This is a genomic window from Streptococcus pseudopneumoniae (genome assembly GCF_038148955.1).
In the GTDB taxonomy this organism is placed as follows: Bacteria; Bacillota; Bacilli; order Lactobacillales; family Streptococcaceae; genus Streptococcus; species Streptococcus pseudopneumoniae_T.
The window spans coordinates 227,596-240,986 of sequence record NZ_JBBJZY010000001.1; the positions used below are offsets into that span (position 1 = coordinate 227,596).

Sequence of the window (13,391 nt, forward strand, 5' to 3'; positions counted from 1 at the left end):
TACTTGTACTAGAAGATGACGCTATCCAGCCATGTATTAGCTTCTATGGTAAGTTTGCTCCATTTCAAAATGTCGCTTATCTTAACTGAGCAAGAATAGCTTTGAGTTTCTCAATCAACTCATCTTCTGTGTGGTCAGACTCTTTCTCATCGGCTAGGAAAGCAACTGCTTGAGCGAGAGCTTCTCGTGCTTGGTCGAGAACTTTCGCATCTACACTTGTAAGGTCGCCGTCTTGCAGAACCTTAGTTAATTCCTTGGTCAATTTCTTGAGTTCTGACTCTTTCTTACGACGCGCGATGAGGAAGAGAAGGAGACCAAGAAGGGCGAGCAGGCTACCAATCATGGTACCGTATGGAAGATGACCTGGCTCTTTGCTTGTTTCTTTCCTTTCTTCTTCATCCTTAGTCGCTTGCTTGTCTTTCAAGGATTCGAGTGCTTTTTTGACCTTAGCAGTAATCTCTTTCAAGCCTGCCTCTGTCAAGTCAGCATTTCTAAGGGCTTCTTGACCCTCTCCGAGAATGATCTTCGCAGCGTCGATGACAGATTGATCAATACCATCCAAGTCTTTCAAACGAGTTTCTAGTTCTTCAACCAATCGAGCAAGCTCAGACTTGTCAACAGGACGAGTCTCGCTAGGAGTTGCTGTATCGCCTGAATTGTTTGGAGTGTTTGTAGAAACTGGAGTTTCCTGAGCTGGAGTGCTTGCTTGAGCCTGTCCAACAGTAAACGATGGAGTAGCAGGGGTGGTGTTGCTACTATCGTCGGTCGTCACACCAGGAGCTGGAGTGTTACCACTATTATCTGGTGTCATACTGTCGTTATTGCTGTCAGCAGGGGTGGTAGTACCGCCGTTGTTCGTGTTAGCACTATTGTCGGTATTAGTACCGCTGTTAGTGTTTCCACTATTGTCAGTATTAGCACCGCTGTTAGTGTTGACATCATTACTTGGTACAGGAGTTGGTTTATCTACCAAACCAGCTTTGGCATCCGCAAGTTTTTGCTTAGCTTCGTCTACTTTCGCTTTCGCCTCCGCTACGTCTTGTTCCGTTGCGTTCGCGTTGGCAATCACAGCTTCAGCTTTCTTCAAGGCGTCTTCAGCTTGTGTCTTAGCTGTTTCGAACGCTTGTTTACTTGCTTCGGTCTTACCTGCTGTAGATGTTTCTTGGTTGATGTCGTTAGACAACGCTGTCTTAGACGCTTCTAATGCTGTCTTATCTGCAGATCTCACTTCATACGGAACGTTGATAATTTCCGTACTATTATCTGCATAAGTCACTACAACTTCAATAGTATGAGTTCCAAGAGCAGTTGGATAAGTAGTACCATCTTTTAATGTTGCTGACGCTTTATTATCAACTGTTACAGCATCCAGCAATTCTTCATTTGTAGGGGTGCTTCCGCCAACTACTTTGCTAATTTTAGTCGTTTCAACCTCATGTTTTGGAACAGTAACAGTATAGTCACGTGCGGAGCTTTCTGCTGCTCCTTCTCCCTTAGTTGCTGTAATTTGAACCGTACGATTTGTAGTTCCTAATGTTCCATTCGGAATTACAAGTTTATCTCCAACTTTCTTAACAGCAGTATCTGTAGATGCCCAGCTGTTTTCACTTGTAAGAGTGACAGTCTTCGTTCCATCATTTTCTGTAGGAATATTAAATGTAACCTTATCTGCATCTGTTGGAACACTGAACTCATAATCACCATTCATTTTCGCCGTTGACGTCAACTCTGCTGGTTTCGGATGTTTAATAACGACTTCTGAACTGTTATCAGATTCTGTTTTATCGTTACCGGAAGTATACACAACTTTGGCGATAATTTTTCTACCCGCAGCAAGAGTTTGACCTTGAGTTAACGGAACTGAAATATTATCTTTCTTATCGTAGTTGCCTTCTTTAGTCACTACTGTTTCACCAATCTTAACAGGATCTTTAGTGGTGTCAGTTACATCGTAAAGTTCTACAGTTGTACCACTGTTCACGTTGTTTACAGTTACACTAGCTTGTCCGGCTTCCATAGTGGTTGTTTGAATACTTGGTGTAACCGGCTTAACAACGAAGTATATTGGGATAAATTCCGAACGTGCATCAGAATAGTCAACTCCTCCAGTATCCGTAGGATATAGCACTTGAATATTGTCTCTCTTTTTACCGAGATAATCAGCATCCATAGTATTACGTATGCTATTAGAATATCTCCTAGATTCCCAGAAATATTTTACGTTACTTGTTTGATTTGACGTTAGATACCCACCAGATGCACTAGTAGAACTTGTAAATCGAGTACCAAAAGTTGTTGTATAAACACCACCATTATTCACAGTAGCATGATAGACCGGTGTACTGATTGTTACAGTTTGAACTTCATCTTTAGTTGCACCATTTTCATCTGTTACATGGTAGGTAACTTTTACTACTCCTGTTTTATCAAGACCTGCTTCTGCTGTACTTGGTTTTGTCTGCCAAGTTACCTCTACATCTGATGGTTTGGTAACATCCGTTCCATTAGCTTGGAATTTAACATAGTTGGCTGCATCTTCCCCGTGGAGCAAGGCTTTACCGTAGACTTGTCCAAACTTAGCTTGTTTCGCCACAGCTGTTGGATAAATCGTTACTGGTACTGTTACTTCCGTTACTGTTCTTGTTTGATTATTCGTGCCTGTCTTTTCAGAGATGACCAGTGTTGCAGTATGTGTGCCTACTGTCGTAAAGTCAGGTGTTCCTTTCCAAGTAGCAGTCAAGTAGTCTGGAAGGGTTGCTGCTTGTCCATTTTCTTGGTAGTTCAAGCCACGTTCTGGATGACTGTTCAATTCAGTAAGTGCAGCATTCCCTGCGATTTGCTTGACAGCCTTACCTGCAAACGTCCGATTCTCTACAACACCATATTCGCTAGCATCACTGGTCTGACCAAAGACGGTTTGCGTTACGCTAACTTTGGTCGCTGAATAGCCAGCTTTCGTTGCTTCTTCTGTTTGGCGGAGGTATGTTCCTTCTGGTAGATTGTAAGTCCATGTACCATTATTCGGTGTAACAGTCACTTCTGGCTTATCTTGGAAGTGAAGAGTCACCTTGGAAGCATTGCTCATAGCCGTACCCGAAATACTACGATCTGTAACTCTCAGTTTATCACCAGAAGTTGTCGTAATCGTTGGTGCTGCTGGTTTGGCTACCTTAGAACTTGGCACCTCAATCGTTGAGCCATCTGGGAAGGTCGCTACTACAGTTTTACTTTCTTCATTCGTTGTACCTGCAGTAAATGTCACGCCCTGACCATTGATTGTTGGTAGACTGTTGTTATCTCTATTTACCTCTTGCAATTTAGTAGCAAAACTAGTTTTAGCCGTATCTGTGAAGTTTCCATTTACTATATCGCTATTTCCATAGACTACTTTTTGCGCTTCACTAGGGTAAGCAATGCTTGAGCCTTTAGACTCTGCTAATGAAGAAACCGTTAAGGTATGGGTTTTAGTTGCTGTTGCACCTGCCGCATCTCGTACGGTGTAGGTTACTGTGTAATCTCCCTTTTTGAGATAGTCATTCGTTGCTAAGGCAACTGCTTGTCCATCTTTTTGAATGGTGACACTTACATTCTCACGCGCTGGACTTCCTACGGTCTTGTTGGCATCATCTTCTGCGTCCGTTACTGTGACAAGAGATTTCAATCCTTCCAGCGTCAAGCTGCCATCAGCTGTGTAATTGTGTGTATTTGGCTCGTTTACAGCAATGTTTGGACCTGTATTAGTTGCTGTTGCTCGTGCAAAATCACCAGAAGGATTATTTACCGCATTATCATAATGAACACGAGCAATTACGCTATTATTAGACGAAGGAATGGTAAATGGAATATCTGCCTTCGTATTGGCATCTTTAATGTGTAGTTTCAGTAGTTTTTCTGATGGATTATTGCTTTGTTCCTCTGTTAAGTCAGTTGTGCTTCTTCCAGTAGCTGTGAAACTTCCACCACTTGTTGCACGTTCTTCTACTACCTGCCATCCTCCAGCAGCAGTCTTATTAACTCCATACTGATACTTACTTCCATCTTTACTTGCAATAACAACATAGAAACGACTGGCATCATGAGGTACACGAACAACAATATCACGTCCTGCTTGAACTGGAGTTTCTGCAAATTCGGCTTTTCCTAAGCTAACGGTAACATTTTTTGGCGCAGAAATCATGCCACCAATTTCTTGCTTGACTGAAACAGGGTCGGCTACCTTAGTTGCCGCATCTTGTTTTTCATTTTGCGAGAGCAGTTCCCCATTTTTCAAGTCATAGGTCCAAGTACCATCCGTTCCAACTGTTGTTGAAACTTCTTTGGTACCCTGTAAGGTAATCTTAATCGTTGCACCCGGAATACCTGTACCTGATATGCTACGGGTCGTCGAACTCAAGTTTTGTCCGTATCCTGCTTCTGGTGTTACTACTGGCTGTGTTGGTACAGCAATATCTGATCCAGTTACAAGCTTTTCAGAACCATCTTCAAAAATGATTTTAGCAACATTGCCTAATCCAGGATCTGTCACTTTCTCCACTCGAGTATTGGCTGGTAAGTTTGGATTTTGTTGTTTGATTTTGGCAACAAAACGATCTTTCGCTGTATCTGTAAAGCTATTGTTTGTAACATCACTTGATGTGAACTCTTCTTTTTGAGTAAGGGTGATGTTTGTAGCGTCTTTGATAGACTGAACATGAATGGTACGTGTCAGATTGTCCGCAGCTTTTCCAGCAGCGTCACTGGTGCTATACACCAGATTGTAGTCACCTTCTTTAAGGTAGTCTCCGTCAGCTAATGTAACGGCTTGATCACCTTTGGTAATCGCTACTGTTACTTTTTGTTTTGCATTTTGACCAACTGTTTTAGCAGCATCGTCCTCTGCATCTGTGACAGTTACCAGATCAAGAAGTTTCGCTTTTGTTAATTTCTCATTGGCAACGTAAGTATCTTTAATAGTAGCTTTAGCAGCGATACTTGGTTTTTCATTTGTTACGTTGGCATAAATCCAGTCCCCACGGTTACTACCTTCCCCTACAGTGATTTGAGAAGTACCAGGAGCAGCAGTTCCTGAAGCATTTGACTTATGCATACGTAGACGAATCTTTCGTTCTCCCTCTACCAGACGGAAAGGAATAGCACTTTCAGTAGTCGGATTTTTAACGCTAATTTTAAGCTTAGTGATGGATGGATTGTCTTGAGCCACTGTCTCTATACTCAATTTATCTGCAAAACGTCCGTCAAGCTTCCAAACACCATTATCCCTCTTAACGGTTACTTCTTCATTATAACTATTGCCAAATTGAATATAGCTCAATCCCACATCTTTTGGTAAAGAGAAGCTAATATCACGACCTGCAGCAACAGGATTGTCCAAGGTAGGGAAACCAATCAAAACATTTTTGTCCACACTTCCAGATTCTACATTATTGACAACCTGTTTCACGCTCACAGCTCTACTATTATAGCCGCTCGTGTTATCTGACAGTACGTTTTGAGTCAAGACTTCGTTAGATGCAAGTGTGTAGTTCCAGTCACCATTAGAGTCAACAGCTGCTGTACGCTCTTGCCCATTTTGAAGAGTAATCTTAACAGTTGCACCTACCAAACCTCTACCTGTAATGGTTCGACTTGTTGAGTCTAAGTTATTTGCATAAGCGCCACTGCCATTGACTGTCGGTACAGCAGGCTTAGCATTAGCTCTTCCTGGCAAACTAATTGTGTTTGAACTTTCAGCCTTAGCAGAAACTTCTGTTCCTGCTTTAGCAGCTCCTGCTGCCAAGGTTACCGTATTGCCTGATACGCTAAATCCTGCTTGCCCTTGCCACTGACCAGCATTGTTTTTGGTCAATGTGACAGTTGTAGTCACAGTTTGGTTGCTTGGTGTATAGGTAACGGTCAACTTATTGGCATCTGAGGCTGGTGTAATGGTAACACTGGTATCCTCTCTTGCATTGAGGTTCGGTATTGTCATACGACCATAAGCAGTCAGAGTTGCTGGGTCAGTAAAGTCTGAGTAGGCTGTTTGTTGCTTGATAGAGACAGAGGTTCCTGCAGTAGCAGTTCCACCCGTCATGTGAATTTCAGCCGTTCCATTAGCGTTATTACGGATGGCAACTGTTGAATCTGTAGTAGCTCCGACCTTGCTCCAAGTACCGTCCCTTCCTTTTTCAAAGGTAATCTCTTTGCTTTGATTTCCTGTAGTGGTGTAGCTGAAAATCGCTTTATTGGCACCATCTTGACCAATTGTCGCTGTAACCGCCAAATCACCTTCCTTATCTTGACGAATCTCTGGTTTTTGCGGTTTACGACCTCTACTGTTCACTGGATCACTATCGTCTGAGTTGAGTGTGTAGTTATTATCTCGATTTGTTTGGTAGTCGTGACTAGTATTTGTCAATGCTACAGTCGCTGTGATTGCTCCTTTTGGTAGGACGCCAGGAACTGTAACGGTTGCTGTTGAGCCATTTACAGTTGTTCGAGTGTCTGTTATCACGTTTCCATCTACCTTGAGGGTTACATTGACTGTACCAGCATTGGCTGGAACATTGGTGACTGTGACAGTTTGGTTGCTGAGGCCTGCTTTTTCTCCCAAGTCATCTGTGACACGAGGTTTATCCGGTTTCACTTGGACAAGAAGACCAAAGTTTTGCGTTTGACCATTGTCATAGGTTACCTTGATTTCTTTATTGACACTACCTGGTTTGGTTGTTGATGGTGCCTCTGTGTTTGTCCTAGACGTTGCTACAAACTCGGCGGTTTGAATCTTGCCATTTGTATAGTTATCCTTGCTGAGGTAGTTTCTTGCATCAGCATCGGGATTAGTTCCTGTCCCTGTTGTTAGTTTTCCATTGTAGTCAGCTGTCCATGTATGCTTGGTTAAGCTTGAATCAACGATACCATAGGTGACCGTAACATCACGGGTAATAGCATGTCCATCTTTGTCCACTCCTGGATAGGTCACAGTAGCGGTTGCTGTATGGTTTTGACCTACAGTTGCATTTTTATCTGGAGCTGAGTTTGCCTTCCACGCGATGGTCTTACCATCAGTGTTGTTATAGAAATCTGATGCCACTGCCGGAGTCGTAGTGTTTGGTTTAACAAAATCTTTCCCTTTGACCGTGTACATGCTGTTCTTAGGGGTCACAGGCGCGACTACATCATAGGTCAGATTTATTTTCTTAGCAGCTCCTCCAGGGTTAGCAGCTAGAACTTCTATGTTTTTTCCAGTTCCTACGGACAAGTCAGGGTTGCTTGGCGCTGTCTGATTTAAAGAATTTGCCCATAGGAAAGTTCTATTAGCCTCGATAGCAGAGCCATCTCCGTAGGTGAAGTAGATCTTAGGGTCTCCCCATGTAGGTGTTTCCCCTTGGATAAAGGTTAAGCGTCCAGGTTTTTGGACATAGTCTGTTCGAGGAGCAGTAGCTTGAACGCTATTGTCACTTCTCCGAAGGACTAGGTTTTCAAAAACCTGATTTGTCTTAGAGTTTACTAATGCAAGCGTTACCTTTAATGGATCCGTTCCAATTTTATCTTTCTTATAGCTATCAGCTGTGAAAGTTGCAGTTCCATCAGGATTCAAGCCAGTTTCCGCTACAACATCATAACCTTTTGTAATCGGTTGAGGTCCATCGTAGTCATCACTTCCACCTTTTACTAACAAGGCTTTCCAGACCAATGTTTGATCTCCAACTGTGTAGGTTCCGTTGAGATTGTTTCCAAAACTCTTGGTTCGAATCGTCGGTTTTTCATTTGCTTTATCTACCAAGCCAGGGTTTTGGTTATCGGCTAAGTTCTGTTTGTTTGGTGGAATAATCAGACTTGTTGTTAGTTCCTTTTTAGTTCCATCAGCTAGCGTAGCTCTAATTTTTAGATTCGTAATACCAGCTTTACTATTATCTGTAATACCGTTATTGATACCGTCGGATACCCACGCTCTAACTGTTGCTTTTTGAGAGTTTAGCCCATCTACTCTCCAGAAGTTTGTTGCGAAGCGTCCAGGATTTCCATAGCCGCCACCACTATCAACCTCAAGTTTGGTGATATTGGTTGCACCTTTCACCAAGAAACGAATACTTTTAGGTCCTATATGCTGGTTTTGAGGATAACCGATATATTGTTTGTTACCTGACGCAAAATCAAGTTGATCGCCATCTTTAGTATTGGCAGGTCCGATTTTAGCTGGAAGTGTTTTCCTTACATTTGACTCATCAGACTCAACCGTTTCTTCTTTTTTACCATCATTCTTATAGTCGTACCAGGTGCCGTCAACAACCGTCTTCACCACATACTCGCCTAGTTGCAACTTAGAAATGTTGAAAGTACCCTTGCCATTTGCTCCAGCTGTAACGTTTGCTTGTTCATTTCCGGTTTTGTTGACAGGTTTTCCTTTGCTATCTAACTCGACGTCGCTACCGTCACTTCGAACAGCAATGAGTTTATTACCAACTTTTCTATAAAGATACATCTTAAGCCCTTGGGTTCCATTCCCTGCTACTATATTAGCAGGTCCATCACCCACATTACTTAAGTCCGTCTCAATGGTTGGTGTCTTTGGTTTTGTAACGAAGTGAATCGTACCCTTGTCTTGTGAACCATCTGAAAAGCTACGTACATAGGTATAGGTATGCACACCTGGTTGTTTACTAACTTCTTCTGCTAACTTTTCAGGCGTGATAGACGTAGTGCCTGAATAGTAATCAAAGCGTTGACCATTTTCCTCAGCAAGTTCATACGCACTTTTTTTGCCTTTTGGATCTCTATAGGGATCACCATTTTTATCTTTGTACTCTCCATAATTTCGGATATCGAACTTATTGTATTCCCAAATATAAGAACCATTAGGATTATAAGTAATGATACCTTTTATTCTGGAGTCTGTTCCGTCAAAAGAACCGATAGGGACACTCTGATAAGTGATTCCATTTCTAGTTGCATTATAGCTCCATGCTGCAGTACCAAATTCAGCTGCCCTATGGTCTTGATTAACTTGAAAATAACCATTCTTCCTTAGTAGGAAACGGAATTGCCCTGTTGATTTAATTTCTCTATCCAGACGAGCATGCATCTGCAAACCGAAGTAACGATGGGAGTCTTGGAAACCTTTTATACTAGACAGGTAGTCTAGTTTATCGAGGTCATTTCCACCAGTCGTCTCAAATTCGATTCTATAGGCTGTATTTCCTTGTAGGCGTCCATAATAAGTCTTACCGGAGGAACGGATTATTTGATTAACTTTGTCAGTACTTTTCCCTTGCTCTTCTGTATTTTCATACCCATTTTCAGCATTAGCCTGACTTGGATTTCCACGGACGTAATAACCATTACCTTGTGTCTCAAATACCCAATCACTCACACTACCCGCTTTATAATAGTTAGGACTTCCAAAATTACCTACATTACCAGCTCCTGTATTAGTTGGAGTACCCGTCTTAACATTATCAAATCCAGCTTTTTCCATGGTAGCAGCTAGTTCATCTTTGCCATCACGCGCTTCCGAGTTATAAGAAGTAGAACCTTCACTAGTCGACTTCGTTATCGTAACACTATTTGCCTTTAAAGACTGCCCTGAAGGAACTGTGAATAGGAGACTGATGCCATCCAGATTTTTACGAGTAGGGTTGACTGTGATTCTCCATCTGAAACCAGTTGGTGTTTTTTCAACATCTTCCTTCAAATATTCAATAATATCCGCCACATTATCAGGTTTATCACCTGGAGTTAAGGCTTTCTTATTCCAGAAAGCATAGGTGTATTGGTCATAAGGTGATGTGATATCGACATCATTATCAAAATAGTGCCTTTTGGCATCGATAAAGGCAATCCCATTATCACGAGATGCACGTTCAGTTGAACGAGGCGCACGCGGTCGTGCAACACCTGCTGGCATCGAGCGGAAACCTGACCATCCTGTAGTGCTGGTGCGCGGTTGGATGGTGACATTGTTTTCGCTTGGGGTTGCAGGTCCTGTTACCACTCCTGCATTTGCTTCATTTTCAGCAAGAACTCTTTCGATCAGTTCACGCGATTTTTTCAGGTCTGCTAAGGCAGCATTAAAATCTTCTTGACTGATAGTATCGCCTTTAGAGAAAGCCTCGTTGAACTTATCAGCAGCTGCCTTGGCTGCTTGGATTTTATCTGCTGATGCTCCGTTAGCTCGGAGTTGATTAGTGATAAACTCTAACTCATCTTTTAGGTCATAAACACCATTTTTACCTTCTGTATTTGTGTAGGTTGGAAGCGTCTGTGGAGTAGCTTGAGAGCCAGCTCCAGAACCTGTTGAGTCTCCTCCAGCAGATGGCCTAACTTGATTTTCATCTGATGTAGGCTCGCTCAAAGCTCTTCTACGACCTTTTCCTCCACTTGGTTGCGCAGTCGTAGCTCCCTCTGGAGTAGCAAGTCCAGTAGATGCCAAACCTGTAGATGTCAGACCTGCTTTTTCCAAGATTGTTGGAGTTTCTAGGCTAGGTGTCAAGGCTTGATTGACACGGCTCATAAGCTCAGCCATCAGTCTTGCTTGCTCATCAACCTGCGCTTGCGTCGCTTTTGGATCTTCCAAAACTGCCTTAGCTGCTGCTAAACGCGCTTCCACTTCAGCATGAAGTTCCTGCATTGAGCTAAGCGTTAGTTTTGCCAACAAAGCTTGCAGATTCCCTTGAGTCGATTTGGCTGCTGTCGTATCAGCGACAGTCGGCTGTTCTTGCTCTTTTACTTCTCCTGCTTGAGAAGGTTCTTGGTTAGCTGGATTTGTCTCGGACTGAGCAGAGTTAGACTCAGCTCCTGATTGCCCTTGATTGGTTCCCTCAGCTGCTGCTTCTTGCGTTTTCACCTCATCAGCTGCTTTGAGTTCAGCTGGCTGGTCAGTTGAAACCTTGTTCGAATCTCCCTCATCCGAGGACGCCGGATTTCCATCTGCATTGCCATCAGAACCTGCCGTAACGACATCACTTGCCGTAGCTGGAGTGATGGGTTCATGCGCTGCTACTGCCCCGTTGGCAAAGAACATCAATGCCGCAACCGCGACACTGGCAGCACCAAAGTGGTATTTTCGAATCGAATATCGGAAAACCTTTTCTTTGTTATATTTTCCAAAGTCCATGAAATCTTTCTCCTTTTTTGTAAGTTGTTTTGAAAACAAAAATAGCCTTATCATCTTCAAACTCACATGATATTAAATAGTATTGATAGAACTATTTAACCCACTGCACCCAGTGTACAGTCTAGTAATAATTATACCATACCCCCCCCCGAATTTACCATCCAATCATCCAAAAATCTTGATTTTTAGAAAATTTTTTAGTATATGTTTATTATATTTATTATAGATATACGCTTTTTTGATTTATTTCCTAGAAACTAATAACTTTTCTATATCTTTATTTATGAAAATTTTAGTATAATAATAGTTATAATTGGATGGCTTTTAGTAGTGTGAATATATTAAATATAATTTAGAAACCAAGTATGAATCCGGATTTTAGTTTGAAAAACCTCCCTATTTTTGGAGCGGAAGAGTTTATCATTAGTTTCTGAAAAATGTCTAAGACTTACGGGACTTGTTCGATACCTATTTGCAACCAGATTAAATGGTTAGCTGGTTAGAAATTGAATTGTTCAGCTTTTATTTCATCTCACTATCCCCTATTCCTAGAGCCACAATCTCCTTATTCCTTCCTTTGACGATTCTCAGCTCCAAAATCACTCCTATTCCTAGACCACTTTCAGCCCTTACTTCATGATAATCAAGCTTGGAAATATAGTAGATTGAAATAAAATATGAACAAATTGATAAGGGGATTTTAAAGTATTTTCTAACAATACTTTAGAAACTATGATGTGCTATTCTAAATTCAACTCACTATAAAAAGCAACTAAAACAAAACGAAACAAGAATCAAACAAATTGGTCTTGGAATTTCAATCAATTTATAACAATATTTTAAAAGCCCCTTGTACTATCCCAGCTTCAGCTCATTATATTTGTTCTAAATCCATTGATTATCATTCTACTCTTATCCTCAATCTAAGATTAGTATTTTGAGCTATCCCACATAAGTCTCCTGGTTTGCTTTTTGATTTTTGTTTATAGGATATTGAATTTGGAATAGTTCACTAGTACTTCTAAAACATTGATAGAAATTACTTTGACTTTCCTGACTGATTTGTTCAGTTCTTATTTCATTCAGATATGCTATGCATTAACCGATAGCGGATACCTACGGAGAACTTGCCACTCAGATGTACGACCTGCCCATCATACAAAAAAACAGATTTCATCCCACAAAGAGATAAAATCTGTTACTATTTTCTACACGATATTTCCTAATTTTTAATCCAGCAGTTGGTCCGCCTGGCTGATGGCTCGCTCGGGGTGCTGGGTAAAGGGTTTATTCCCGAAAAACTCCAACCAGGGTTTACGAACCTCGTCTTTGCTGGTTTCTCTGTATTTTTTAGGTCTTATTTATGGTGGTCCTTCAATAGCGCCTCAAACTCAGATGCTGACATACCCAACTGCTGACTGGCTACCTCGGAAGTCAGAAGACCTTGGCAAACCATATCTAGGAAGGCAAAAAGTTTTCCACGCTCCAGTCCCTGTTCAATCCCCTCTGCACGACCGCGTTCAAGACCACGTTCAAGTCCTTCTGCACGACCTCTCTCCAACCCTTTTTCTTCAGCTTGTTCCAAGGCATAGTCCTGTGCTAACAAGGCTTGTTCTTCTCGCATACGTAGTTGACTAAACATCTTCCTGTCCTCCTCGGACCAGCTCTTGTAATCCAGCAGTTGGTCTGCTTGGCTGATAGCTCGCTCGGGTTGTTGAGTAAAGGGCTTGTTGCCGAAAAACTCCAACCAGGGCTTGCGAACCTCGTCTTTGCTGGTTTCTCTGTATTTTTTTAATTCCAAGAATGCCATCTTGACTAGATGATTTTCCTGTCCATTGTTGGTAATGGTTAAAACCTCACCTGTCGTGTCCTCTCTCATGCTAAAACTGTGGAAAGCCAAGTCATCTGAGAAGTAATTGCTGTCCACAATCGCGATTGCGTATACTGGTGCGATATGTTTGTAGCTCTGGTGGGTATCACCTTCTCGTTGGCGGATTTTTTCGAGGTTTTGATTGACCTGACTACACAGGTAAGCCCACAGGCGATTGATGAAAAAATTCTGATGATGCACCTGAATTTCAATAATAACCTGTGTCCCATTGTCCAACTCTGCCAAAACGTCTATACTAGTGTAAAAATCCTGAGCCGAGTAGGGCATGGAAGGCAAGACGTGAATGTTACTTCCCTCCAAAATGGTCACATTTTTTGCTGGCAAGTCCAGCATATCGCGAATAAATTGACAAGTGATTTCTGGGTTGCTGAAAATTTTCTTAGCAACCAAGTCATTAGTTGGGCTGAT

2 protein-coding genes and 1 pseudogene are annotated in these 13,391 nt (G+C 42.0%); all 3 read right to left on the reverse strand.

Going from position 1 to position 13,391, the window contains the following annotated elements; genetic code table 11:
• Positions 1 to 76 precede the first annotated feature (76 nt).
• A complete protein-coding gene (locus WKI23_RS01120) occupies positions 77 to 11,092 on the reverse strand; it encodes a YSIRK-type signal peptide-containing protein (protein WP_368078655.1) in 11,016 nt (3,671 codons plus the stop codon).
• Between the two features lie 1,232 nt (positions 11,093 to 12,324).
• Positions 12,325 to 12,444 (reverse strand): annotated as a pseudogene (locus WKI23_RS09400) (Rpn family recombination-promoting nuclease/putative transposase); the annotation flags it as partial.
• 5 nt (positions 12,445 to 12,449) lie between these two features.
• Positions 12,450 to 13,391, reverse strand: a 942-nt coding sequence (locus WKI23_RS01125; RefSeq protein ID WP_368078656.1) for an Rpn family recombination-promoting nuclease/putative transposase, incomplete at its 5' end; no start/stop codon positions are given.

What these genes read in the sequence shown, in the direction of transcription:
- WKI23_RS01120 (WP_368078655.1), bottom strand. Translation starts at nt 11,092, where the DNA reads ATGGACTTTGGAAAATATAACAAAGAAAAGGTTTTCCGATATTCGATT.